24 protein-coding genes, 1 tRNA gene and 1 other RNA gene are annotated in these 25298 nt (G+C 67.1%); 10 read left to right on the top strand and 16 right to left on the bottom strand.

What is annotated here, in order from left to right; translation table 11 throughout:
• Positions 1-24: 24 nt before the first annotated feature.
• Together NO931_RS15620 and NO931_RS15615 are read right to left on the bottom strand one after the other, a co-directional pair.
• Entirely contained in the window at positions 25-417 is a 393-nt protein-coding gene (locus NO931_RS15620; protein WP_256393286.1) for a DUF5611 family protein, read from the bottom strand.
• Positions 418-463: 46 nt separating this feature from the next.
• Positions 464-1372, bottom strand: a complete 909-nt coding sequence (locus tag NO931_RS15615) for a DUF7093 family protein (RefSeq protein ID WP_256393285.1) — start codon at positions 1370-1372, stop codon at positions 464-466.
• Positions 1373-1537: 165 nt separating this feature from the next.
• Between NO931_RS15615 and NO931_RS15610 the strand changes: the two genes are divergently transcribed.
• A complete protein-coding gene (locus NO931_RS15610; RefSeq protein WP_256393284.1) occupies positions 1538-1834 on the top strand; it encodes a DUF6432 family protein in 297 nt (98 codons plus the stop codon).
• Between the two features lie 64 nt (positions 1835-1898).
• Positions 1899-2984 carry a CAF17-like 4Fe-4S cluster assembly/insertion protein YgfZ gene (gene ygfZ / locus NO931_RS15605; RefSeq protein ID WP_256393283.1) on the top strand — a complete coding sequence of 362 codons (1086 nt, stop codon included), beginning with the start codon at positions 1899-1901 and terminating at the stop codon, positions 2982-2984.
• A 17-nt stretch (positions 2985-3001) separates the two neighbouring features.
• On the opposite strand, the gene NO931_RS15600 is transcribed toward ygfZ, so the two are convergent.
• The 5 genes from NO931_RS15600 to NO931_RS15580 form a co-directional block, all read right to left on the bottom strand.
• The gene (locus tag NO931_RS15600; RefSeq protein ID WP_256393282.1) at positions 3002-4156 is read right to left on the bottom strand and encodes a geranylgeranyl reductase family protein; all 1155 of its coding nucleotides are present in this window, start codon (positions 4154-4156) and stop codon (positions 3002-3004) included.
• Positions 4157-4360: 204 nt separating this feature from the next.
• Complete coding sequence (locus NO931_RS15595; RefSeq protein ID WP_256393281.1) at positions 4361-5359, bottom strand: WD40/YVTN/BNR-like repeat-containing protein; 999 nt, start codon at positions 5357-5359, stop codon at positions 4361-4363.
• 133 nt (positions 5360-5492) lie between these two features.
• Entirely contained in the window at positions 5493-6191 is a 699-nt protein-coding gene (locus tag NO931_RS15590; protein WP_256393280.1) for a hypothetical protein, read from the bottom strand.
• Between the two features lie 134 nt (positions 6192-6325).
• Entirely contained in the window at positions 6326-9289 is a 2964-nt protein-coding gene (gene uvrA, locus NO931_RS15585; RefSeq protein ID WP_256393279.1) for an excinuclease ABC subunit UvrA, read from the bottom strand.
• Positions 9290-9411: 122 nt separating this feature from the next.
• The gene (locus NO931_RS15580) at positions 9412-9648 is read right to left on the bottom strand and encodes a DUF8593 domain-containing protein (RefSeq protein WP_256393278.1); all 237 of its coding nucleotides are present in this window, start codon (positions 9646-9648) and stop codon (positions 9412-9414) included.
• Between the two features lie 124 nt (positions 9649-9772).
• Between NO931_RS15580 and NO931_RS15575 the strand changes: the two genes are divergently transcribed.
• Positions 9773-10354 carry an LURP-one-related/scramblase family protein gene (locus NO931_RS15575; RefSeq protein WP_256393277.1) on the top strand — a complete coding sequence of 194 codons (582 nt, stop codon included), beginning with the start codon at positions 9773-9775 and terminating at the stop codon, positions 10352-10354.
• 136 nt (positions 10355-10490) lie between these two features.
• Here the strand turns inward: NO931_RS15575 and rnpB are convergent.
• Together rnpB and glnA are read right to left on the bottom strand one after the other, a co-directional pair.
• An RNA gene (gene rnpB / locus NO931_RS15570) (RNase P RNA component) lies at positions 10491-10845 on the bottom strand.
• 143 nt (positions 10846-10988) lie between these two features.
• A complete protein-coding gene (gene glnA, locus NO931_RS15565) occupies positions 10989-12344 on the bottom strand; it encodes a type I glutamate--ammonia ligase (RefSeq protein ID WP_256393276.1) in 1356 nt (451 codons plus the stop codon).
• A gap of 127 nt (positions 12345-12471) precedes the next feature.
• Here glnA and lrp point away from each other — a divergent pair, with 127 nt between their 5' ends.
• Entirely contained in the window at positions 12472-12930 is a 459-nt protein-coding gene (lrp, locus tag NO931_RS15560; protein WP_256393275.1) for an HTH-type transcriptional regulator Lrp, read from the top strand.
• Positions 12931-13132: 202 nt separating this feature from the next.
• On the top strand, positions 13133-13441 hold the full coding sequence (locus tag NO931_RS15555) for a hypothetical protein (protein ID WP_256393274.1): 309 nt from the start codon (positions 13133-13135) through the stop codon (positions 13439-13441).
• 258 nt (positions 13442-13699) lie between these two features.
• Here NO931_RS15555 and thsB read toward each other — a convergent pair whose 3' ends face one another.
• Positions 13700-15355, bottom strand: coding sequence for a thermosome subunit beta (thsB, locus tag NO931_RS15550; RefSeq protein ID WP_375142075.1), 1656 nt, complete (start codon positions 15353-15355; stop codon positions 13700-13702).
• 459 nt (positions 15356-15814) lie between these two features.
• Here thsB and NO931_RS15545 point away from each other — a divergent pair, with 459 nt between their 5' ends.
• Positions 15815-17710, top strand: a complete 1896-nt coding sequence (locus tag NO931_RS15545) for a sensor histidine kinase (RefSeq protein WP_256393273.1) — start codon at positions 15815-15817, stop codon at positions 17708-17710.
• A gap of 192 nt (positions 17711-17902) precedes the next feature.
• Here the strand turns inward: NO931_RS15545 and NO931_RS15540 are convergent.
• The 3 genes from NO931_RS15540 to NO931_RS15530 all read right to left on the bottom strand — a co-directional run bounded on the left by NO931_RS15540 (position 17903) and on the right by NO931_RS15530 (position 18592).
• Positions 17903-17984, bottom strand: a tRNA-Ser gene (locus NO931_RS15540).
• A gap of 27 nt (positions 17985-18011) precedes the next feature.
• The gene (locus tag NO931_RS15535) at positions 18012-18215 is read right to left on the bottom strand and encodes a DUF7981 family protein (protein ID WP_256393272.1); all 204 of its coding nucleotides are present in this window, start codon (positions 18213-18215) and stop codon (positions 18012-18014) included.
• Positions 18212-18592: a Rid family detoxifying hydrolase gene (locus NO931_RS15530; RefSeq protein WP_256393271.1), complete on the bottom strand. Its 381-nt coding sequence runs from the start codon at positions 18590-18592 to the stop codon at positions 18212-18214. Before NO931_RS15530 ends, NO931_RS15535 begins: the two co-directional genes overlap by 4 nt.
• 97 nt (positions 18593-18689) lie before the next feature.
• On the opposite strand from NO931_RS15530, the gene NO931_RS15525 reads away from it, so the two are divergent.
• Both NO931_RS15525 and NO931_RS15520 read left to right on the top strand, forming a co-directional pair.
• A complete protein-coding gene (locus NO931_RS15525) occupies positions 18690-19031 on the top strand; it encodes a nucleoside triphosphate pyrophosphohydrolase (protein ID WP_256393270.1) in 342 nt (113 codons plus the stop codon).
• 45 nt (positions 19032-19076) lie between these two features.
• A complete protein-coding gene (locus tag NO931_RS15520; RefSeq protein ID WP_256393269.1) occupies positions 19077-19298 on the top strand; it encodes a hypothetical protein in 222 nt (73 codons plus the stop codon).
• Positions 19299-19315: 17 nt separating this feature from the next.
• Here the strand turns inward: NO931_RS15520 and ilvA are convergent, their stop codons facing one another.
• Complete coding sequence (gene ilvA / locus NO931_RS15515) at positions 19316-20527, bottom strand: threonine ammonia-lyase (protein ID WP_256393268.1); 1212 nt, start codon at positions 20525-20527, stop codon at positions 19316-19318.
• 353 nt (positions 20528-20880) lie between these two features.
• Here ilvA and NO931_RS15510 point away from each other — a divergent pair, with 353 nt between their 5' ends.
• Both NO931_RS15510 and NO931_RS15505 read left to right on the top strand, forming a co-directional pair.
• A complete protein-coding gene (locus tag NO931_RS15510; protein WP_256393267.1) occupies positions 20881-22386 on the top strand; it encodes a stage II sporulation protein M in 1506 nt (501 codons plus the stop codon).
• A gap of 280 nt (positions 22387-22666) precedes the next feature.
• On the top strand, positions 22667-23251 hold the full coding sequence (locus NO931_RS15505) for a DUF8121 family protein (RefSeq protein ID WP_256393266.1): 585 nt from the start codon (positions 22667-22669) through the stop codon (positions 23249-23251).
• Positions 23252-23527: 276 nt separating this feature from the next.
• Here NO931_RS15505 and citZ read toward each other — a convergent pair whose 3' ends face one another.
• Together citZ and NO931_RS15495 are read right to left on the bottom strand one after the other, a co-directional pair.
• Complete coding sequence (citZ, locus tag NO931_RS15500; protein ID WP_256393265.1) at positions 23528-24667, bottom strand: citrate synthase; 1140 nt, start codon at positions 24665-24667, stop codon at positions 23528-23530.
• 181 nt (positions 24668-24848) lie between these two features.
• Positions 24849-25244: a DUF7536 family protein gene (locus NO931_RS15495; protein ID WP_256393264.1), complete on the bottom strand. Its 396-nt coding sequence runs from the start codon at positions 25242-25244 to the stop codon at positions 24849-24851.
• Positions 25245-25298 lie beyond the last annotated feature (54 nt).

Raw genomic sequence — 25298 nt, 5'->3', positions numbered from 1 at the left:
CTCAGCGAGAGGATGCGGCCGCGATCAGGCGTCGACGTCGTGGTCCGGGTCGTCCTCGACGGCGCGCTTCATCGAGTCGCGCCGGGCCTTGGCGTCCCGGCCGGTGGCTTCGAGCAGGAAGTCGTTCTTGGCGTCGACCGCGTCGGCGGCCGCGTCGGCGTTGCCCTCGGCGATGACGTCCTCGGCGTCGCGCTCCTCGAAGTGGACCGCGAGCTTGTTCTTCTTGCCGCTGTACTCGGATGTGCCGGCGACGATCCGCTCGAACACCGGGTTGTCCGGGTCCTCGACGACGTGGAGGTCGTTGCCCTTGAACTCCTGGGTGGCGGTGATCTCGCCGAAGTAATCTTCGACGGTCGACTCCATGTCCGGGATCCGGTCTTCGAGGTGCTCGCCGCGTCGCATCTTGTACTCCTTCATGATTGGTGGAATCGGTCGGGGCTGATTTACCGGTTACGCTTGGCGTTCACCGCTCGGCGATGTAGCCGCGGCGACACTCCGGGCAGATGTCGCCGGCTCGCAGCGACGTTCCGGTGCCGGCGGCGGTGTGGCCACACTCCGGGCAGACGTACTCGGTCGTCTCGCGCTCGCGGTCGGCGTCGACCGGCGAGGGCGCGCTGTTCGCGCTCGTGAAGCCGGTGTCCGTACTCCCGACGACTTGCCCGTCGCCGTCCGGCGTTCCGCTCGCTTCCTCGGGCGTCAGTCCGCCGCCGAACTCGACATCGTCGGGTTCGCCGCTGGTGGGTTCGGCGTCGAACCCCTCGTCCTCGCCGTCGGCGTCGGGCCACTCCTGAGGCGATCCCTCGGCGTCGTCGCTTCGACGGGTATCGTCGGCGTCGGGCCACTCGCCGTGCTCGCGCTCGCCGGGCTCGGGGGCTTCCTCGTCGCTCTCGTCGAGGATCACCGCGTCGTCCTCGGGGTCGGCTTCGGGATCGACCGGGCTTTCGGAGCCGCTCGCGGTCTCGCCGTCGTCCTCCGCGACCGACGCCGCTTCGCGGGTGGCCTCGGGCACGCTCTCGTCGGGCCCGTCGTCGATGATCTCCGCGTCGCGGCCGTCGCCGGCTGCGAACGACTCGTCGGCGGCGTCGTCCGCGGCACCACCGGTCGCAGGGGCGCTGTCGGCGGCGCTGGGCGCGTGGCCGCCGCTCGCTGCGGCGTCCTCGCCCGTCGCTGCGTTCGCCGGCTCGGACGCGCTCTCGCGGGCCGCCAGCGACGTCACTTCCTTGTTCTCGCTGACGAGCTTCGTCTTCCCGCATCGCGAACACGTCTGCTCCTCGCGGATCGTCACGACCACCTCGCTGCCCTGTTCCTCTCGCTCTCGCTCGACCTCGCTGTCGCCGAAGCTGTGTCCGAGAAGCGAACACCTGAGACCCATTGCCATCGCCTACCCAACCGGGCCCTAAAAAGTTGCCGCTGGCCGCCGTCCGGCGGCGCCTCGGCCGCCCCCGCTCAGCGCTGTCGCCGACCGAGGCCCCGATCTCGCCGAACACGTCAAGAATCTTGGGATAAGGTAAAACCACAGGGGGAGAATGTACCAGACATGAGAGTACGGCGGGAGTACCGCGACCGGGACGCGACCGAGGTCGAGGTGCTCGACGCCCTCGTCGACCGGCCCGAGGACGGCATGACGGTGTTCGAACTCCGGTCGCACGCGGACGTCAGCATCCACGATATGGAGGGGGCGCTGGAATCGCTGAAAGAGGACGAACTGATCGACGTCGATCACAAGGGCGACCGCACCGTGATCAAACCGGCAGACCACGTCGTCCCCGACGTCGAGGAAGCGGGCGAGGACCGGTCGTTCTACGAGGAACTGCGCGAGCGACTGCCGTTCTGACGGTCCGAAGCGTTGTCGAGCCGAAGCGCGAGCCTTTTTCGGATACGGTGCGGAGTACCCCTCAATGACAGTCATCGGCCCGGTCCACGAGGACCACGGCGCCGCGTTCGGCGAGCGCGGCGGCCGGCGCGTCGTCCGCAACTTCGGCCGTCCCGAGCGCGAACAGCGGGCGGTCAGGAACGTCGTCGGGCTGATCGAGATGGCCTACGGCGTCGTCGTCGTCGAGGGATCCGACCGCGTCGAGTACGTCGACAACGTCGTCTCCAATCGCGTGCCCGACGCCGACGGCGAGGGTGCCTACGCCCTCGTTCTGGACCCGCAGGGCGGCGTCGAGACCGACATGTACGTGTACAACGCGGGCGAGCGCCTGCTGCTGTTCACGCCGCCTCAGCGCGCCGCCCCGCTGGCGGAGGAGTGGAGCGAGAAGGTGTTCGTTCAGGACGTCGAGATCCGCGAGGCGACCGACGACTTCGCGGTGTTCGGCGTCCACGGCCCGAAGGCCACCGAGAAGGTCGCCAGCGTGCTCAACGGATCGAGCACGCCCGAGGAACAGCTCACGTTCGTCCGCGGGTCGATGGGCGACGTCGGCGTCAGCGTGCTCCGGACGGACGCGCCGACCGGCGACGAGGGGTACGAGATCGTCTGTGCGGCCGACGCCGCCGACGACGTGTACGAGATCCTCGAAATGCAGGGGATGAACGCGGCACCGGTCGGCTACGACGCCTGGGATGCGCTCACCCTGGAGGCGGGGACGCCGCTGTTCGAAACGGAACTCGAAGGAAACGTGCCGAACGTCGTCGGCGTCCGCAACGCGCTCGATTTCGAGAAGGGCTGCTACGTCGGTCAGGAGGTCGTCTCGCGCGTCGAGAACCGCGGCCGGCCGAGCAAGCGCCTCGTCGGACTGACTTGCGAGGCCGTCCCCGAGGGCGGCGCTGCGGTGTTCGACGGCGACAGCGCCGTCGGCGAGGTCACCAGAGCCGTCGACAGCCCGACGGTCGGCGAGCCGATCGCGTTCGCGCTCGTGGAGTACGGGGTCGGCGACGACGCCGACCTGACGGTTCGCGTCGACGGTGAGGAGGTCGCGGCGACGGTCGTCGACCTGCCGTTCTACGAAGGGACCGATCAGTCTGCCCGACTGCCGACGTACTGATTCTATTCTCCGGGCGATCAGGACGTCAGCCACGCCGTCAGCTGCTCGCGGGAGAACAGCGACGTCGGCCGATCCATGTGGACGCCGATCTCGCCCGACAGCGCTCCCAGACCCAGCCGCTGGACCGGCTCGGGCAGCGAGTACGCCCGGCGCAGCAGGTGGCCCAGCCGAATCTCTTGCGAGAGGTCGTCGCGCCACGCGCGCTCGTAGTCGGCGAGCGTCGGCGGCCAGTCCGGATCGATCTGCTCGACGGCGTGATCGGCCGCGGTCATGCCGTAGAGGATGCCGCCCCCGGTGAACGGTTTCGTCTGGGCGGCGGCGTCGCCGAGCAGGAACCCGCGCCGCGAGGTGACGGTCTCGGGCGGGCCGACCGGGATCGCGCCCGAACACCGATTTTCGAGTTCGACGCCGTAGCCCGACTGCAGCTCCTCGAACAGGTCGCGGACGCCGTCGCCCGGCGGCGCCGCCAGCCCGTACTCGACGCCGGCGTCGCCCCGCGGGATGCGCCACGCGAAAAAGCGGGGCGCCGAGAGGTGGACGTCGACGAAGTCCTGCCCGTCGGGTTCGGGATCGAAGCCCAGCACGCCGTGGAGCAACTCGCCGGGTTCCGCGAGCCCGAGTTCGTCCCGAACGCGCGAGCGCGGTCCGTCGGCGCCCGCGACCATCTTCGCCGCGACCGTCTCAGTTCCCTCGGGCGACTTGACCGTCAGTTCGACGCGGTCTTCGTGCTCGTCGACGCCCGTGACGGTGTGGCGTTCGCGAACGTCGGCGCCCGCGTCGCGCGCCAAGTCCGCGAGGTGGCGATCCAGCCCGACGCGGTCGATCACGTTCGAGACCGTCTCGTCCTTGTAGAACGGATACCCGTCGTCGGCGTCGAACTGCGGACCGCCCTCGCGAGCGCGCTCGTCGGCGCTGCTGCTCCGACCATCGCTCCCGTTCTCCGCCGCTCCCGCGACGTGGAACCGGGCGCCGCGGATGCGATTTTGAAATAGCTCGTCGCGCGCGTCCGGCCCCGTGAACTCCCAGATGTCCGTGCTGACGTGACCGGAGCAGGCCAGCGGCTCGCCCACTCGCCCCTTCTCGAAGGCGACCACGTCGTACCCCTCCTCGGCGGCCCGCCGGGCGAACCGCGCCCCGGGCGGTCCGCAGCCGACGACGGCGAAATCGTGCATCTCCGGTCCGGTGTGTCAGCCCCCGCGAGTAAATACCTTCTCGATTTCGAGGCTGACGTCCGAACTCCGGCGTACGTTTACATCCGAAGCCGCGGCGACGCTCCGGCGTGCTCTGAACGCTGCCGCGGAGGGGCTCGCGATCGTACGGCACTCCCTTCCCCGGATCGACGTCCTGCCGTCTGTTCGCTACCCGTTTCGTCGGGATCACTCCCCGACGACGGCCAGCCCGCGCGCCGTCGCGTCGTCGAACCGACCGGGCCACGCCACGCCGACGCGCTCCCAGCTATCCCCCGCGTTCACCGTGTGGAACAGTCCGGTGTTCGAGAGCGCCCAGAGCTCGCCCGCCCCGCGTCCCGACGACAACACGTACCGGTAGGTTCCCTGTCCGGTCGGCAGTCCCGCGCCGCTCTCGTACCCGTCGCCGACCCGGCTCCAGTCGTCGTCCTCGCCTCGCTTGCGATAGACGTAGGACTCGCCGACGCGGTGGGCGCTGTTGGCGCCGCTGGCCGCCGCGACGAGCACCGTATCGGGATCATCGGGATCGACGGCGACGCTCCAGACGTAGCGGTGCTCTAATCCTTCCTGGGGATGTTGCCACGTCAGCCCGCCGTCGGTCGACTCGGCGTAGCCGTCGCCGGCCGCCGAGTAGACGCGGCCGGATGCGTCGTCGTGGGTCGCCAGCCAGTGGTTGTCCCGTCGGGAGCCCTCCGGCCGGTCGGTCCACGTCTCGCCGCCGTCCTCGCTGACCAGTAGCGCGCCCGCCTCGATTCCGACGTAGATGCGCTCGGGGTCGATCGGATCGAGTTCGATCCAGCGCACGTGATGCGTCGCGGGGCGAGGCGGGAACGACCACTCGTCGGACGAGGGCAGAGACGTCAGCGCCGGTAGCTCGCGCCACGTCTTGCCCGCGTCGGGCGATTTGAATAGCCGGCTGGGCTCGGTCCCGACCCAGATCTCCCGCGGGTCGTGCGGACTGACCCGCACCGCGGTGACGGCGTCGGGCAGCGAGTCAGCGCCGACGCACTCCCAGGACTCGCCGTCGATCGTCCGGTACAGTCCCGACTCGAACGTCCCGCAGAAGGCGTGTTCGGCCGCCGCGTCGACGCACTCGATCCGGTAGTCGACGAGGCCCTCGGTCGTCGACCGGTCGTCGCCATCGTCTACCGCGAGCACGCCGTTCCGCATGGCAGCGTACACTGTCATGTGGTCACGTTCGTCCCGCGTTCACATGAGTGGCCGCCCGTGCGACGCTGATCGAGCGACGAGCGATAGAAGAACGGCCCGCAGCGTCCGATCGACGGCGACGGTTAGTCGCGGGGTGTCCGAATCGAAGTCGCTACTGTCCCGCGACGCCGTCGTCGCCGTCGCCCGGCCCGGACAGCGGGTCAGCGTCGCTTTCGGACTCGACGCCGGAGTCGCGGTCCCCGCCGCGGCCGCGACGCCAGATGTCTTTCAACGGGGTCCCGAGTTTCTTGGCCCAGCCCAGTTTCAGCAGGCCGTACTGGGTGAGCGTCCCCGCGACGAACACCGCGGCGAAGGGAACGCCCGGCTCGATCAGCACGGGCGAGGGATCCAGCGACGACGCCGCCTCGGTGAACGCGTCGATCGTCCAGGCTCGCGTCGCCAGCGCCGCGCCCAGCAGCCCCGTGAGGATCGGGAGCACCTTTTTGAATAGGAGCCCGCAGATCGCCGCGCCGGCGATCCCGCCCAGCAGCGTCGGGCCGATCGTGCCGACGGCGAGATTGCCGGCCTCGAGCCCGACAACCATCGCACCGACGTACGATCCCAGCACGAACCCGGGGATCATCGCGACGGTCGTGATCACCGAGAACAGCAGGAACACGCCCACGAGCGCGCCGGCCAGTGCGCCCGCTGCCATCGTCATCGGCTCGGGTGCGACCGTACTGGCCAGCAGGTAGCCGCCCGAACCGCCGGCCAGCAACCCGACGGCCGCGACGGTGTACTTGAACAGCGCCGCACCGGCGAACGCGAGGATCAGCCCGCCGACGACGAGCGCGATATCGATCGGAGTCATGGCCCCTATTTAGCGAGCGAGCGGCAAGTACTTTTGGCCATCTGGCAAGTAACTATCCGTCACAGCGGTTCGTTAGTACTCGCGACCGGTGGTACAGAGAAACGGAACGATCGGTAATTGGAACGTGGCGGAGGTCAGTCGTCGGCCGCCGGCGCGGCTTTCTCCCGGTCGGATCGGGGACCCTCCAGATCCACGTCGGGCAACAGATCGCGCAGGTACCGGCCGGTGTGGGAGTCGTCGATGCGGGCGACGTCTTCGGGCGTCCCCTCGGCGACGATCTGGCCGCCGTGCTCGCCGCCCTCGGGCCCGAGATCGAGCACGCGGTCGGCGTTTTTGACGAGGTCGAGCTCGTGCTCCACGACGACGACCGTGTTGCCGTTGTCGGTCAGGCGCTGGAGCACGTCGATCAGCTTGCGCTCGTCGGCCGAGTGCAGCCCCGTAGTGGGCTCGTCGAGCAGGTACAGCGTCTCGCCGGTCTGTTTTTTCCCCAACTCCTCGGCGAGCTTGATGCGCTGGGCCTCGCCGCCCGAGAGCGTGGTCGAGGGCTGGCCGAGCTTCATGTAGTCGAGGCCGACGTCTTTCAGCAGCTTGAGTCGGCGCTCGATGCGGGAGTCGTGCTCGAAGAAGTCGTAGGCTTCCTCGACGCTCATCTCCAGCACCTCGGCGATCGTCTTGCCCTTGTACTCGACGTCGAGCGTCTCGTCGTTGTACCGGGCGCCGTCGCACTCCTCACAGGGGACGTGAACGTCCGAGAGGAAGTTCATCTCGATCTTTACTGTTCCCTGCCCGCCGCACTCCTCGCAGCGCCCGCCCTTCACGTTGAACGAGAACCGGCCCTTCTCGTAGCCCCGCTGTTTGGAGAGTTCGGTCTGGGCGAACAGCTCCCGGATGTGGTCGAACACGCTCGTGTACGTCGCGGGGTTCGACCGCGGCGTCCGGCCGATCGGGCTCTGGTCGATCAGGCGCACCGTCTCGGTCGCGTCGAGCCCCTCGATCGCGTCGTGCTCGCCGGGGTCGACCGAGGTGTTGTCGTTCATCTCCCGGGCCAGTCCCTTGTACAGCACGTCGTGCATCAGGGTGGACTTTCCCGAGCCCGAGACGCCGGTGATCGCGGTGAAGCAGCCGACCGGCAGGTCGACGTCGAGGTCGGCGAGGTTGTGCTGGCGCGCCCCCTCGATCGTGATCGTCCCCTCAGGATCGCGGCGCTCGTCGGGCACCGGGATCTGCTTGCGGCCCGCGAGGTAGTCGCCGGTGATCGACTCGTCGTCGGCCATGATCTCCTCGGCGTCGCCCTGCGCGACGATCTCGCCGCCGCGCTTGCCCGGGCCGGGGCCGAGGTCGATCACCGAGTCGGCCTGCCGCATCGTCTCCTCGTCGTGCTCGACCACGAGGAGCGTGTTGCCCAGATCGCGCAGTTCCTTGAGCGTGTTGAGCAGGCGGTCGTTGTCGCGCTGGTGGAGCCCGATCGAGGGCTCGTCGAGCACGTACAGCACGCCGACGAGACCGGAGCCGATCTGGGTCGCGAGTCGAATGCGCTGGCTCTCGCCGCCCGACAGCGTCGAGGCCTCGCGGTCGAGCGTGAGATACTCCAGGCCGACCTCGCACATGAACCCGAGCCGGGCGCGGATCTCCTTGAGGATCTCCTCGGCGATCTTCCGATCGCGGGCGCTCATGCCGTCCTCCATCCCCTCGAAGTGGTCCAGCGCGTCGCCGATGCTCATCCGGTTGACCTCGCTGATCGCGGTGTCCGCGACGAGCACCGCGCGCGAGGCGTCTTTGAGGCGCGTGCCCTCGCAGGCCGGGCACTCGGTGACCGACATGTAGTCCTCGATGTGCTCGCGCGTGCCGTCGCTGTCGGTCTCGACGTATCGGCGATCGAGGTTCGGGATGACGCCCTCGAACCGCTTTCGCTTCCGACGGGTGCCGTTTTTCGTCTGGCGCTTGAACAGCACCTGCTCGTCGGTGCCGTAGAGGAACTGCTCGCGCACCCCTGCGGGGAGGTCCTCGAACGGCGTCGACAGCGAGACGTCGAAGTGCTCGGCGACGGCGTCGAGCCGCGTCCGGTAGTACGATCGCTGGTAGCTCCAGGGCTCGAAGACGTGCTTGAGCGGCTTCGAGGGGTCCTGCACGACCAGATCCTCGCTGACCTCCTTGGTCTCGCCGATCCCTTCACACTCCGGGCAGGCGCCGTGGGGGCTGTTGAACGAGAACGAGCGCGTCTCGATTTCGGGGAGGTCGATGCCACACTCCGTGCAGGCGAGATCCTCGGAGAACTCGACGACGAGTCGCTCGTCAGCCGACTCGTCCTTCTCGCCGCCGACGCCGAGGTCGCCCGTCGAGCGCGCCGTCGCGCCGACGTCGACGTCTTCCGGCGGGTTCGGCAGAATTACCTTCATTACGCCGTCGGCCTCCTCCAGGGCGGTCTCGACGGAGTCGGCGATCCGCGAGCGCGCCTCTTTGGAGATCTTCACGCGATCGACGATCACGTCGATCGTGTGGTCGTAGTTCTCGTCCAGTTCGGGTCGATCCATGGTGAGGTCGTGTTCCTCGCCGTCGACCTCGACGCGTGAGTACCCCTCCGAGACCAGCTCGTCGAACAGGTCCTCGAACGCGCCCTTCTGGTCGCGGACGACGGGCGCTGCGAGCTTGGCTTTCGTGTCCTCGGGGAGGTCGAGCAGGCGCGAGACCATGTTCTGGGCGCTCTGCTCGCCGACCTCCTGGCCGCACTCGGGACAGTGGGGCGTCCCGACGCGGGCGTACAGCAGGCGGAGGTAGTCGTGGAGCTCGGTGACGGTCCCGACCGTCGAGCGCGGGTTGTTCGCCGCGTTCTTCTGGTCGATCGAGATCGCCGGGCTCAGTCCCTCGACGGTCTCGACTTTGGGCTTGTCCATCTGGCCCAGGAAGTTCCGCGCGTACGCAGACAGGCTCTCGATGTAGCGTCGCTGGCCCTCGGCGTACACCGTGTCGAACGCGAGCGAGGACTTCCCCGAGCCGGACAGCCCGGTCACGACGTTGAACTGCTCGCGGGGAATCTCGACGTCGAGGTCCTTCAGATTGTTCTCCTCGGCACCTCGGACCTCGATGTACTCCTTGCTCATCTATAGCGCAGCAAGCGGCTAAGCGAATGAAGGGCTGTCGGTTGCGGATGCTTGCACGGTGAAAGTGGTCCGGTCGCGGTGCTGCGGCGTCGAGTCGCCGGCGTCGACTCACTGACGCCGCCTTACAGGTCCCCCTGCAGTACGACCTCCTCGTCGACGTGATCGACCATGTCCTCGGTCACCCGATAGTCCTCCTCGTCGGCGTCCTCCCAGCCGATCGTCGACATCACCTGTTCGGCGAGGCTCGGGTTGGGGTCGACGTGGGCCGTTCCGCCTTCGACGCTGGCGACGACGCCCAGTTCCTTCCCGTTCGCGCCGACGACCGTCTTCCCGACCGCGTCGTCCGTGAGTTCGGTCATGCACGCCCGACTACGACGGACGGACGCTTAGTTCCGGGTCCCGGTTCGGCGTCGATCTCTGCCGTGTTGCCGTCACTGCGACGACTGCGAAAATTCAAGTGTGATGCACGGAGAAATGGCGTCCATGGCAACTGCAGGCGACGGGTCGATCAGCGGGATCGACCTCACAGACAGCGAGTATCAGGTCGTCCAGTCGATGATCCGGAACAAGTACAAGGCCACCGACGCCGCCGGCAACGTCGTCCTGCGGGGGAAACAGAAGATGTTAAAGATGAAAGAGGAGTTCCCCTTCACCGACGGCGACGGCAACGACGTTTTCACCGTCAAAGCCGGCGGCATCATCGACGTGGCCGGTAACTACGTGCTCACCGACGCCCAGACCGGCGAAGACATCGCGATCCTCGACAACGACTACTCCATCTTCCAGGACACCTGGAAGATCCGTGATGCCGACACCGAGGCCAAGATCGCCGAGATCAACTCGCGCGGTGCGATGATCACCGCCGCGCGGAACCTCATCCCGTTCGGCGAGTGGATCCCCCACAAGTACGAGATCACCGACCAGAGCGGGGACCACGTCGGCAACATCTCGGGCCAGCTCTCGCTGAAAGACACCTACGACATCACGATCGACGACGCTAGCGACGTCCCCAAGGAGACGGTCGTGGCGGCTGCGATGGTCATCGACGCGATTCAGGGCAACTGACGACGCCGCTCTCGACGCGCTCGAAGCCGTCGTCGCCGCGGCGTCTCGACGCCGCGACGCCCGTCGGAGAACCGCTCCGCGATGCCGCGTCTCCCGCCGCGATATCGACGGCGGCGTCGCTGGCGAGTTAGAACACGGCAGAGAGGAGTAAGCCCCCTTCTGTTCTTCCCGGCATTCGGCTAAGCGTCGACGCCCGCGTCCGGGCTACCTTTCGGCGTTTGCACGCCGCGGCGCCGACTTGCACCGGCGAGGATTCGCCGTTCCACCGATCCTCGACCCTCATTCCTGGGTGGGTTAGCTTCCCGTTGCTTTCTCGCTCGCGCTTTCTCGCTTCGGGGTCGCGCACCGCATCGGTCGGGCCGAGACGTGTCGTTTCTGTTCCAGTGCCGACGGTCTCCCGCCCCGGGCTTGTGCCCGGTCGCCTGCCCGGACGGTGGGGGGACTTTCCTCGCGCGCCCGCGAGGGCTCGCGGAGGCCGGGCTCTCTCTACCGATTCGACGGTACGCCCCTCCGTCGTTTAAGGGTGTCGCGGCGTCTCGACCGGTGGCTACCGCGCGGGCCCCGTGGATGGACGCCGCTGCTGGACGTGTAGCGATCGGCGCAAAAACGGAGAGTGGTTCGTGAACGGCCGGCTTCAGAACTTCTCGAGGTAGCTGTCGATCTCCCACTCGGAGACCTCGGCCTTGTACTCGTCGTACTCGGCCTGCTTGGCCTCGACGAACTTCTCGGCGACGTGCTCGCCGAGCGCGTCCTGGATGACCTCGTCGTCCTCGAGCGCGTCGACGGCGGCGCCGAGGTTCGGCGGCAGCGTCTCGATGCCGTACTCGTCGCGTTTCTCCTCGTCGAACTCGTAGATGTTCTCGCGGACGGGGTCGGGACAGTCGAGTTCGCGCTTGATCCCGTCCAGACCCGCCTTGACCATCACGGCCAGGGCGAGGTAAGGGTTACACGACGGGTCGGGCGAGCGCAGCTCGATCCGGCTGGCGGCGGGCGCGCGGGCCGCCGGCTTACGGATCAGCGCCGAGCGGTTGACGTCCGACCAGGCGATGTACACCGGCGCCTCGTAGCCGGGTACCAGGCGTTTGTAGCTGTTGACCGTCGGGTCGCAGACGGCGGTCAGCGCGGGCGCGTGGTCGAGGATGCCGGCGACGAACTGCTTGGCGGTCTCGGAGAGGTTGAACTCGTCGTCGGCGTCGTGGAACGCGTTCTCGCCGTCGGTCGTGAACAGCGAGAGGTGCGTGTGCATCCCCGAGCCGTTGATGTGGGCGATCGGCTTGGGCATGAACGTCGCGTGGACGTCGTTGACTTCCGCGGTCGCGCGGACGACCGACCGGAACGTCGCGATGTTGTCCGCTGTGCTCAGGCCGTCGTCGTACTTGAACGCGATCTCGTGCTGACCTTCAGCCACTTCGTGGTGGGAAGCCTCGACCTCGAAGTCCATGTCCTCGAGGTTGTAGATGATCTCCCGGCGCAGGTCGGAAGCGAGGTCCTTGGGCGCCAGATCAAAGTAACCGCCGGCGTCGTGGGTCTCGGTCGTCGCGCGGCCGTCCTCGTCCTTGTCGAAGACGAAGAACTCCGGCTCGGGGCCGGCGTTGACCGTGTAGCCCATCTCCTCGGCTTCGTCGAGGACGCTCTTGAGCACCGAGCGCGGGTCGCCGCTGAACGGCTCGCCGGTCTTGGTGTCGATGACGTCGCAGATCAGGCGTGCTGCCCGCCCGTCCTCGGTGTCGCGCCAGGGGAGGACGGCGAACGTCGAGGGGTCGGGTACCAGGCGCATGTCCGATTCCTGAATGCGGACGAACCCTTCGATCGAAGAGCCGTCGAAGTAGATCCCCTCGGTGAACGCTTTCTCGGCCTGCCGGGCCGGGACGGAGACGTTTTTCACCGTGCCAAGAATGTCGGTGAACTGCAGACGGAGGAAGTCGATGTCCTCCTCGTCGATCTGGTCGAGTACGTCCTGCTCCGCGGAACTCAGGCTTCCACTTGTCATGGTCTGTTGTCAGTGTAGCCGTAGATGCCCGGTACTAAAGGGCTGCCGTTCTGCGCAAATCTACCGCCTCTGCCGTGAAAGTGGATATTCGTAAAATTCTAATGGGTGGGGTGAGTGGGGTAGGGTAATGACGTACGAAAATCTCGATGCAAAACTAGTGAATGCGCTGTTGGACGACGGCCGCGCGAGCCTGCGCAGCCTCGCCGAGGAGCTGGACGTGTCGGTGACGACGGTGTCGAACCACCTCAGCGATCTCGAAGAGGACGGCGTCATCGAGGGGTACACACCGAAGATCAACTACAACGAACTGGACTTCGACGTCACCGCGGTGATCCAGCTCAAGGTCGAGGGGAACGCCCTGCCCGACATCACGGACCGACTCGACCAGCAAAAACAGATGACCAGCGTTTACGAGGTCACCGGCGGCTACGACATCATCGCGATCGGCAAGTTCGAGGACACCGACGGGATGAACGCCCAGATCAAGACGCTGCTGACCGACCCCGACATCAAGGAGTCCAACACCAGCGTCGTGCTCAACGCGACCAGCGAGAACGAGCAGTTCGAGCTCGACGTCGAAGAGTAAACGCAGCGCCCGGCCGAAGATACTCCTCTCGGACGCCGTTGTATGTTGTCTGAGATTCAAAAATTTAATGTATCTGTGCAGGGATTAGAAGTTCATGCCAGAAATAAGGGCACTTCCGGGCAGTGCGAAAGTTGCATTGGCGGGCGGAGCACTCACAGCGGTCGGGTCAGTTCTCCCCTGGGCGAACGCACTCGGGAATACCGTGAGTGGCCTCGACGGGGACGGCGTCATCACGCTCTTCCTCGGCGTCATCGTGGCCGTCGTCGCGCTGGTCGTCAACTGGAATCGGCTCGCGAAAGGCGGATCGGCGGCGATCGGCGGGATCAGCGTCGTCATCGCCTTCAACGCGTACTCGAATCTCACTAACGCGAGCGGCTTCGGAGCGAGCCTCGTCTCGCCGGGGTACGGCCTCTACCTGACGATCATCGGCGGATTGGTCGTCGTCGTCGGTGCGCTACTGGGGTACACGAGCTTCGACGGCGAACCGGACGCGAACGCGACGGTACAGTAAGGCGACGCCGATCCGTTTTATCGACCGCTCACAGCGCCTCGGAGCATCGCGACCCGTGAGCTGCGTTATCGAACGTACTGGTGACTTCGAGCGCGGGGGCGGCTCGTTGTGCCGATGAAACGCAGAAAAATGGTCGTTCGCAGCGGGAGCGACTACTGTGCGATCCTGTCGGCGGGATGGTAGGCGATGCAGCCCGGCGCTTGGCTCACGGGCGGCGTCCGCCCGCTTTCTCTCGGCTCGGGTTTTACTGAGCCGAGCTTACATCATGCCGCCCATGCCGCCGCCCATACCGCCCATGCCGCCGGCACCGCCGGGGCCGCCGGCCTCGTCGTCGCCCTTGTCGGTCGACAGCTCGCCGGCGGAGATGATGTCGTCGATCTTGAGCACGAGGTTCGCGGCCTCGGTGGCAGACGAGAGCGCCTGCTCCTTGGCGTGTGCGGGCTCGACGACGCCGGCGTCGAGCGTGTCCTCTACTTCGCTGGAGAACACGTTCAGGCCGGCGCGCTGCTGGCCGTCCTCGTGTGCGGCGCGCAGGTCGACCAGCGTGTCGATCGAGTCGAGACCGGCGTTGCCGGCCAGCACGCGGGGGACGAGCTCCAGCGAGTCGGCGTAGGCCTCGACGGCCAGCTGCTCGCGGCCGGAGACGCCGTCGGCGAAGTCGCGCAGGCGTCGGGCGACCTCGACCTCGATGGCGCCGCCGCCGGCGACCACGCGGCCGTCCGAGACGGTCTGTGCGACGACGTCGAGCGCGTCGTTGACGCCGCGTTCGAGCTCGTCGACGACGTGGTCGGTCGAGCCGCGCAGCAGCAGCGTCGCGCCGTGGCTGTCGTCGCCGGTGACGTAGAACAGCTCGTCGGCGTCGTCACGCGTGACGTCGCCGTGGCCGAGGTCGTCGGCACTGGCGCTCGAAAGGTCCGAAACGACGTTGGCGCCGACGACTTCCTTCAGGAACTCGATGTCGGACTTCTTGGCGCGGCGGACGGCGAGGATGCCCTCCTTCGCGAGATAGTGCTGGGCGAGGTCGTCGATGCCCTTCTGGCAGAACACGACGTCGGCGCCCGTGTCGACGATCTGCTGGACCTTCTCCTTGAGCTGGTCCTCCTCGCGGTCGAGGAACTGCTGGAGCTGGCTCGGGTCCGTGACGTTGACCTCGGTGTCGACGTCGGTCTCCTCGACCTCGACGGCCGAGTCCAGCAGGAGGACGTCAGCGTCGGTCGCCTCGCTGGGCATGTTGTCGTGGACGGGGTCCTTGTCGATGACGGCGCCCTCGAGCAGGTCGGACTCGCCGGCCGAGCGACCCGTCTGGGTCTCGATCTTGAGGAACTCCAGGTCGACGACGCTCTCGCCCTGCTCGTTCTCGACGGTGACCTGACGGACGGCGTCGACGATGAGCTGGCTGAGGTGCTCCTTGTTGAGCTCGGCGCCCTTGCCGGTCATCGACGTCTCGGCGACCGAGCGGAGCAGCTCCTCGTCGTCGGCGTCGACGTCCTCGGCGATGTCGTCGACTTCCGCGCGGGCCTGCTCGCTCGCGAGGTGGAAGCCCTTGATGATCGCCGTCGGGTGGATGTCCTGCTCGAGGAGATCCTCGGCGTTCTTGAGGAGTTCGCCCGCGATGGCGACGGCGGTCGTCGTGCCGTCCCCGGCCTCGTCCTCCTGCGTTTCGGCGACCTCGATGATCATCTCGGCCGTCGGGTTGTCGATGTCCATCTCCTGGAGGATGGTGACGCCGTCGTTGGTGATGGTGACGTCGCCCATCGAGTCGACGAGCATCTTGTCCATCCCCTTCGGGCCCAGTGTGGAGCGGACGGACTCCGCTACCGCGCGCGCGGCGGCGATGTTGTAGTCCTGCGCGTCGCGGTCCTTGACGCGCTGGGAGTCCTCGCTCATCACGATCATCGGCTGTCCCTGCTGCATTCGCTGGCTCATAGTCGGTCGAATGATTGATTGTGATTCTATATAAATCCTTTGAATCTCTAGCGGTATTAGCGACCGCCGAACACAGTGTGAATCGTACACGAGCGCGTCCCCTGCGGCGGTTGTGTCCGATCGTCGGCAAACGAGTCGTCGTCGATGTCGGACGTCTATCGCGGCGATGAAGCCAACGTTTATGTATCTGCTGTGCTGGCGATCGGAGACGCGGCGCGCGCGCACCCTGCTCGACGGAGTGGTGAGGCCCGACCACGCGTACGTGCCATCGCCAAGACCGATCACGGTCGATCCGTCGCCGAGGTGGTCTCTGGCGGACGTCCGTATCGGGTTCCACGACCGCGAAAACGGATTGTTACCCGCCAAAAGCCGTGGAATTCAGGATCGGAGACCATCCGATTTGCCCCAAAGACTGATACGATCTGCCGGTAAACGTCCGGGAACGCGATGGCATCATCCGAACTTTACGCCGCCCTCTACGCGCTCTCCGGCGTCGTCTCGATCGGCGTGGCGACGTGGGTGTGGCGTCGGCGCGACCACCGCGGCGCCCGGACGTTCATCGGGTTGCTGTTCGTCCTCGCCACCTGGACGTTCGTCGACGCGATGGCGGCGCTGTCGGGCGACGGGCAGTGGCTGCTCTGGCAGCAGGTCCGGCTGGCGGTGATCTCGTTCGTCCCGGCGCTGTGGCTGCTTTTCACCATCCGGTACACGAACCTCTACGCCGAACACGCCCGACCGGTGTCGGCGCTGCTGTTCGCGGAGGCGACCGTCGTCGCGGCGCTGACGCTGACGAACGACAGCCACGAACTCGTCTGGGAACTCGACCCGGTCGCCCAGGCCGGGCCGACGATCGCGACGGTTGGTCCTGTGTACGTCGCGCACATGTTCGTCACGACGTGGCTGGTGCTGGGCGGGATCGTCCTGCTGTTGCAGGTGATCGTCGACGCTCGGGACGCCCACCGCACCCAGCCCGCCGTGCTGATCGCCGCCGGCTCGATCGCGCTGGCGCTCACCGTCGGCTCCGCCGTGGGTGCGCTGCCGTACTCGGGAGTCAACTACGCGCCCCTGGGGCTCGGCCTCGGCAGCGTCGTCACGGCCTGGGCGCTGTACCGTCACCGCCTGTTCGACATCTACCCCGTCGAGAGCGAGACCGTGATGACGGCGATCCGCGACGCCGTCGTGGTCGTCAACCGCGACGGGCTGGTCACCGACCACAACCCCGTCGGCGCCGACCTGCTCGACGCCGAGGACCCGCTCGGCGAACCGGTTATCGCGGCGCTCCCGTTCGACGAGACGGCGCTGGCGGCCGCACTCCCGTTCGCGGACGGCGACGCGACGGCGAGCGACGATGCGGCCGGTGGCGGTGCGGCTACCGATGTCGAGGGGGCGACCGGCGACGGCACGCCGGACGACGACACGGGGCTCGACGATCGAGCGGACGCCGCCGAAACGGCCGCCGACGGCGCCGGCGCGCACGGCCGGATGGGCGGCGCTGCGACGACCGAACTCACCGCGACGATCGGCGGCGAGCGGCGTCACTTCCTACTCGACGTCTCGCCGCTGTCCCAGCGCGCCGAGCGAACCGGCAACCTGCTGGTCTTCCGCGACGAGACGACCCGCCGCGAGCAGCGTCGGGAGCTCGAACGCCAGAGCGAGCACATGGAACAGTTCGCCAGCACCGTCTCCCACGACCTGCGGAACCCCCTGACGGTCGCCGAGAGCGCGCTCGAACTGCTCCAGCGCAAGTCCGACGCCCGCGAGACGGAGATGGTCGGCGACAGCTTAGAGCGGATGCGAACGATCATCGACGAGTCGCTCTCCTTCGCCCGATCGGGTCAGCGCCTCGACGACGCCGATCTCGCGCCGGTCGATCTCGACGCCGTCGCGCGGTCGGCCTGGGACTACGTCGACGCCGACGCGGCGACGCTGACGGTCGAGGACGACGTCGCCGTCGTCGCCAGCGAGGACCGGCTTCGCCGCATGCTGGAGAACTTGTTCCGCAACGCCGTGGAACACGGCGACGCCGATATCCGGGTCGGCACCCTCCACGACCGACCGGGCTTCTACGTCGCCGACGACGGGCCGGGAATCCCGGCCGAGCACCGCGAGGACGTGTTCGAGCGCGGCTTCACCACCGACGACGACGGCACCGGCTTCGGGCTGGCGATCGTCGACGCCATCGCCGGCGCCCACGGCTGGGAGGTCGCTGTGACGGAAAGCGAGTCTTCCGGCGGTGAGCGAACCGACGGTTCGCGATCCTCGGACGACGAGCGAAGCGAGTCTTCCGGTGCCCGATTCGAGGTAACCGGCTGCGCGGTGGCGGGGCCTGACGGCGAATCGTAACTGCGAGTCCGCTGGGGAAACGGCTTTGAAAACGAAATGTAACGCCAAGACTGGGAATCGACCCCGATGCCAGACGGCCGTCTCACGTTGCTCGGCGCTGCGTCTGCCGTGATTCAAGTCCCGTCAGTCACCGACCCATCCGCTCACGGTGGCGAGCACACGCGGTGCTCGCCGATTAGTTCGCGGAAGAAGCGCCAGGACGGGGATTTGAACCCCGAATCCCGAAAGGGAACACGCTTTCCAGGCGTGCGCCTTGCCGTTCGGCCATCCTGGCTCGTACGGCAGTAGCAGGGTCGATCGTTTAAACCCTTTCTTTCCGCGCCAGCCAGCCCTCGGCCAGATACGAGGCGACGCCGGCGACGATCCCGACCAGCAACGTCACGCCGGCGACGGCGCCGATCGAGGTGAACTCCCCGTCGAGAAGCAGGTACGCCTGGTGGAGCGCCAGAAACGTCATCGCGCCGACCGCACCCCACAGCAGGCTGGACTTGACCCTGGGTCTCACGGCTGGGCGGCGACGGCTTCGATCTCGACCCCGACGCCCTTGGGGAGCGCGCCGACCTCGACGGCGCTGCGGGCCGGCGGGTCGGTCCGGAAGTAGTTGCTGTACGTCTCGTTCATCTCCTCGAAGTCGTCGATGTCGTCGAGGTAGACGGTGACCTTCAGCACGTCGTCGGTGCTCAGGTCCTCTTCCTCTAAGATGGCGACCACGTTGTCCAGTGCCTGGCGCGTCTGGACGGCGATCGGCTCGTCGTCGAGCAGTTCGCCCTCCGGTGTCAGGGGGATCTGGCCGGCCGTGAACAGGAGGTCGCCGTTGGTCGTTGCCTGACTGTACGCGCCGACCGCTCGGGGAGCGTCGGTCGTGTTGATGACGCGTTTCATGGCCGGTAGGTGGTCGCGGCGGGGCTTAAAACCTCGACGTGCGGGCGCGGCGTCCCACCGAAACCGCTTACTGGCGACGACGAGACGTTCGCGCGGAATGGCGCCATCAGACGACGGTGAGACGACCCGCCGAGAGTATCACAAGCTCGTCCGCGACGACATCCCCGAGATCGTCCACGAGAACGACGAGACGCCGATCACGCACGTCGCGGACGACGAGGAGTACGCCGAGTTGTTGGGCGAGAAGCTCGTCGAGGAGGCCTGCGAGTTCCGCGAGAGCGGCGATCTTGAGGAACTCGCCGACGTGCTGGCGGTCGTCGACGCCGTCCGCGAGCGCCGAAACGTCGTCGAGGACGAACTGCGAGAGTTGCAGGCCGAGAAGGCGGCCGAGCGCGGACGTTTCGCGGAGCGGATCGTTCTCGACGCCGTCGAGAAATAGTTGTCGTGCCAAAAACATTTGTCGCCCCGCGTTGTGGACATCCACATGAGCGACGCCGATCCCCGCGGTTATCGCAGCGACCCAAGAGTCATACGACGGTTAAACGCGATCCTTGTGCTCCTGACTCTCCCGTACGTCCTCTTCGTCCTCGACCGGTTCGGCGGCGCGATATTCTGGCTCGGCGCCGCTGCGTTCGCCGTCTTTGCAGTGCTGTTTCTGGCCTACGTGTTCGGGCCGCTCGCGCGGCGGTCGGCGCTCGGTCGATGATCGGGCGGTCGTAGCGTTTAGGCCAGCAGTTCGACCTCGTACCCGCGATCGCGCATGCCCGCGACGAGTTCGGCGACGTGCTCGTGGCTTCGCGTCTCCAGGTCGAGTTCGACCTCGGCGGCGTTCATCCCGATGTCCCGCGAGGTCCGGTCGTGCTGGATCGCGTAGATGTTGACCTTGTGGGCCGCGATCACGTCGATCAGATCCTCCAGCGCGCCGGGACGATCCTTCAGCACGGTTCGCAGCTTGACGTATCGGCCCGTCTCGACGAGGCCGCGCATGATCACCGTGCTGAGCGTGTTCAGGTCGATGTTGCCTCCCGAGAGCACCGGGACGATCACCTCGTCGTCGGCGTAGTCGAACCGCTCGGAGAGCAGAGCCGCCAGCGGGACCGCGCCGGCGCCCTCGACGAGCGTCTTCGAGCGCTCCAGCAGGTAGATCACGGCGACGGCGATATCCGAGTCCGAGACCGTGACGATCTCGTCGACGCGCTCCTCGATCACGTCGAACGTGCGGTCGCCGACCCGGCGCGTCGCGATGCCGTCGGCGATCGTGTCGACCGACTCGCGCTCGTAGATCTGACCTTTCTCCAGCGACTGGGCGGCGCTGGCGGCGCCCTCGGCCTGGACGCCGATCACGCGCACGTCGTCGTCGAAGTCCTTGACCGCCGTGGCGATGCCCGAGATGAGGCCGCCGCCGCCGATCGGGACGACGACGGTGTCGACCTCGGGTAGATCTTCGACGATCTCCAGTCCGATCGTCCCCTGGCCCGCCATCACCGCCTCGTCGTCGAACGCGTGGACGTAGGTCCGACCGTCCTCGCGCTCGATCTCGTGGGCGCGCTCGGCGGCCTCGCTGTAGTCGACGCCGTGGAGTTCGACCTCGGCGCCGTAGTTCCGCGTCGCCTTCACTTTCGAGATCGGTGCGCCTTCCGGCATCACGACCACGCTGTCGACGCCCGCGCGGGTCGCCGCCAGCGCGACGCCCTGCGCGTGGTTGCCGGCGCTGGCGGTCACGACCCCCGCGTCGCGGTCCTCGGGCGGCAGCGTCGCGATGCGGTTGGTCGCGCCCCGGATCTTGAACGCGCCGGTGCGCTGGAACGTCTCCTGTTTCAGATGGACGTTTGCGCCGGTCATGTCCGAAAACGTGTGCGAGTACTCCAGCGGCGTCCATCGGGAGGTCTCGCGGACCCGGTCGTGGGCCTCGACGACGTCGTCGGCCTCGAGCATGCGACCGCGTAGGAACGGGGGCGTTAACTATCTACTGCCGAGGGCACGACTTCGGCGGTAGCTCCCGTCGTCACGTCGGCGTCGCAACTCGCGGACGGAAGGGGGATGGAGGATGGGGATGCACGGTGCGTGTGACGTGCACCTGAAACAGTCGACCGGAGGGTAATAAATCCCGTCCACGCGGAGTGGAAGTGAAACCGCAGTACTGCGTCGGGGTGAACTCGGCGTCAGACGCCCGAACGACGGACGTCGTTCGATGTATGATGACAGTTGACGCGCTCGTGAATTCCCTCGGTCGGCGCCGGACGCCGGTGCACATCAACGCTAAAGTGTCGGCCAGCAAAGTTGTACGTATGAAACTCGGCGACGCCGTCAGCGCCGCGTCGCAGGGGTATCGCTCCCGACCATCCGGATTTCTCCCCTACTACCTGCTCGGCGCCTCGACGGCCGCACTCGTCCAGACCGTCTGGCTCGTCGGCGCCGCGGCGGCCTACGTCACCCTCTCCTCGCAGGGTAATCTCGCGCCGATCCGCGCGGAGCTCCGGGCCGTCGGGCCGATACAGATCGACGATCCGTCGTCGTACCCGGAATCGACGGAGGGGCTCGCGACCGCCGCCGAAGCAGCCGCGACGCCGGAGCTGATCGCCGTGCTCGCCGTCACAGGGCTGGTCATCGTCGTCGCGACGTTGCTGGTCAACGCCGCGATCGCCGCCGGACAGGTCCACGCGGTGTACGGCGTCCTGCGCGGCCGGGATCCGGTCCGCGCCGGCGTCGACGGGATCGCTCGCGACGCAGCCTCCTTCGTCGCGCTGCTGGTGCTCCAGATCGTCTCGATCGTCGCGGTCGCCGCGGTCGTGCTCGCCGGGATCGGCGCGGGGCTCACGGCTGGCTCCGCAGGAGTGCTCCTCGCCGTGGTGCTGGTCCCGATACTTCCGGTCGCCCTGCTCGCCGTCCGCCTCGTCTTTCTGTTCGCCCGCCAGGCGGTCGTCGTCGACGGCGTCGGCGCTCTCGCGGGCATCCGGCACAGCGCCGGCTACGTCCGCGCGAACCTCGTCGATGCCGTTCTCTACCTGCTGCTGTCGATCGGCGTCCTGATCGTTCTCGGCGTGCTCTCGACGGCGCTGTCGGCGGCCGGGGTCGCGTCGGTCGGCTCGCTGGTCGGCTTGCTGATCGTGTTCCCGCTGCTCGCGTTCGTCAAGACGGCGCTGTACGCCGAGCACGCGACCGGTCGAATGCCGTCGTCGCCGAAAGCGACCGGGACACTCCCCGGTCGAGTGGGCGACGAGTTTCGCCGCGGCGCCGCCGCACTCCGGCGGTTCGTCGTCGCTCGACCGCTGCTCCAGGCCGCGAGCGGGGCGACGTTCGCGCTCGGCGGGCTGGCCGGCTGGCGGTTCGCTGCCGGACTGGACGGCTACCTCTCCGCGTCGATCACCGCGCGGCTTGGGGGCTGGTTCCCGCCGGCCGCGTTTCTCAACCTCGCCGCCAACAACTGGCAGGTCGGCGTCGCACAGGCGTACGGCGGCTTGCTCGGCGGCGTCCCGACGCTTGCGTCGCTGCTGTTCAACGGCCTCTATCTCGGTGCGCTCGCCCGGATCGAAGTCGACCCGATCGAGCTGCTGACGTTCGTCGCCCCGCACGGAATCATCGAGATTCCGGGGCTAATCGTCGCCGGCGCGCTCGGCCTGCACCTCGGCGGCGTCGGCGTCCGCGCGGCGATCGGACGGAACGGTCGGGCCGACCTCGCCGCGGCCGTCGCTCGCGCCTACCGGATCCTGCTCGGGCTGGCGCTGGTCTTCCTGGTCGCCGGGGCGATCGAGGCGTTCGTCAGCCCCTACTACGGGAGTCTGCTGGGGATCTGATCGGGGCTCAGAGGTACCGACGCCGTTGCCTGCTCGTCAGGAGGGCAGTTCAGGCCCCATCGCTACGCACAGGCGAACGATATACCGTAGAGGATTGTCATCTATCCACTAACTGGGAGGGGACCCGGGCAACAGACAGAGCGCGAAGTCAGAACACTGTCGGGCGCTGACGTCGCGAAGGGGAGCGTCCGAATCTAACATACAGACACAATTCATAAAAATCTACATCCCTGAAGGAGAATCGATTCCTATGCGCCGTCGCGCGTTCCTCGCGTCCGCCATGACTGCCGCCTCCAGCATCACTGCGGGGTGTAGTTTTATCGAATCGCGAACCGAGCACACGGACCCGACGGTCGAGATCGACGACGACCAGAATATGAAGTATCTCGTCTTTCGTGAGGACAGGGGCGACCTCGCCACACTGGGCGTCGCCCCTCCGGAATCCCCGGCGCCGAGCGAGTTCGGCACGACGATTTCGCACGGCTGGGACACCGAACTACAGTCGCTTACACAGCGGTTTGCGGTGCCGGATAGTGAGCGGCCCCCGCCTCGGATCGCACTCCAGGGCCCGTTTATGGACGACCACGGATCCCACCCGTCCGTGTCGGTGTTCTGGGACAGCAAGGCCGCGGTCGTCAAAGTCCACCGGTTCGGCGGACTAGCCGACGAAACCGTGCACATCAAACTCCTGGTTACCCGATGGCCGGAGTCCGCCCGCCGACTCGTCGTCGAGAGCACCCTCGAACTTGTCGAACCGGGGCTAACCGATCAAACACACGTCCTCGACGGACGACTCGAGTTCGAGGTTACCACCAAAACCGAAGCCGAGGAACCACCCGATGACATGCCCAACTCGTCGGCGTAAAGGTGTCGATCGTGGGTACTGGCAGGACTGTCACTAGCTACGATGTGACCGCCGCAGCGGGGGCGTACTCCCACCGATTCGAAACGTCGCGGGTGAACGAACGGTATGCAATTGCTTCGGATCCCTCCACACAGCCTCGTCGTGCAAGACTCGCACCCTATCTTGTACGGCACCCCAGACTCCTACTCGAACTGACAGGATCGCCAGCATTCAGTTCACACACCTACTGTGCGGACGTTCCACTCGAGAGTGAAGAAAAGCGACGCTGCGATTCGGTTACCGCTCGTCGATCGGGACGAACTCCTGGTCCTCGGGGCCGACGTAGCGGGCCCGCGGGCGGATCAGGCGATTATCCTCGAGGTACTCGCTGACGTGGGCGACCCAGCCGCCGACGCGGCTCATCGCGAAGATGGGCGTATAGAGGTCGATCGGGATGCCCATCTGGTAGTACGTCGACGCCGAGTAGAAGTCGACGTTGGGCGCGAGGCCCTTCTCCTCGGAGATGTACTCCTCGATCTTGACGCTCATCTCGTACCACTTCTTGTTGCCGGCGGCCTCGCCGAGTTCCTCTGACTTCGAGCCGAGGATCTTCGCGCGGGGGTCCTTGACGTCGTAGACGCGGTGGCCGAACCCGGGGACGCGCCGCCCCTCGTCGAGGGCCTGCTTCACCCAGTCGACGGGATCTTGGTCGGCGTCGTCGACCTCTTCGAGCAGCCGCATGACGTTCTGGTTGGCGCCGCCGTGGAGCCCGCCGCTGAGCGTGCCGATCGCGCTCGTGACCGCGCTGTGGACGTCTGCGAGCGTGCTCGCGGTGACCATCGCGGAGAACGTCGACGCGTTGAGCCCGTGGTCCGCGTGGAGCACGAGCGCCATGTCGAACGTCTCGGCGAGGACGTCGTCGGGCTCCTCGCCGTTGAGCATGTAGAGGAAGTTCTCCGCGTGATCGAGGTCGTCGCGGGGCTCGATCGGCTCCTCGCCGTCCCGGACGCGGGCGAACGCGGCCAGGACTGTCGGGAGCTTGGCCGTGATGCGTCGGCCCTTCCGGAGGATCGCCTCGTGATCCTCGTCGTCGTGGCCGCTGCCCTCGGGATCGTACGCCGAGAGCTGTGACACCGCTGTGCGGATCGCCGCCATCGGATCTTCGTCGGCGGCGGCGAGGTCACGGACCGTCTGGAGTACGGCGTCGTCGACGGAGCGCTCGCTCACCATCGCCGCGCGGAACTCGTCGAGTTCGTCGGCGTCGGGGAGCTCCCCGTGCCAGAGCAGATACAGCACCTCTTCGTAGCTCGCGTCGCGGGCCAGATCTTCGATGGCGTAGCCGCGGTAGATCAGCCGACCGACGTCGCCGTCGATGTGACTGAGTCCTGACTCCGCGACGAGGACGCCCTCGAGCCCTTTCTTGACCTCGTCGGACATACGCATACGCTTTCATACCGTAGGGGAAAAACATTGCCGTTCGGGGCGGTGCTTTCCGGCGGACTCCCGGACGAGCGTCCAGAATACGGCGCGAACGCTTGGGATTTCTGTCGATATGCCTAGGTCGAACGGATACGTGACCGGTCCGCTTGCGGCCTGTTGGCCGGGGCGGGACCGGCCCTCACAGTTCGCGAGCGCGTCGCCACGCCGAGACTGCGGTGAAGAGCATCGCCAGCGACAGCGACGTGGCGAAGAACACGACGAACGCGAGTCCCAGGTACAGCACCGGCGACTGGGTCGTCTCGGCCGGGATCACCACGAACACGACGTACAGCAGCGCCGCGAACGCCGCGCCGAGCCCGACCGCCCACTTGACGTTGCGTTCGACGCCGAGTTCGCGGGCGAACGCGACGAGCTGGTCCTTGTCACCGCCGGACGGGTCGTCGTACTCGACGCGCTCGCTCGACGTCGCGCCGAAGCCGGCCGATTCGTCGGCGCTCTCCTCGGCGGGCGCTCCGAACGCGGCGTCGTCGCTCGACGCTGATTCCCGGTCGGCATCGCGCTGGTCCCGTGGCACGACTGCGAGTAGGGTCCACCGGCACAAAGTGGCGTCGAAACCGGGTTCCCGGAG

The organism is Natronoarchaeum rubrum, assembly GCF_024494695.1.
Note: the sequence above shows the minus strand (reverse complement) of the source record. Positions and strands in the feature narration are given on the sequence as shown.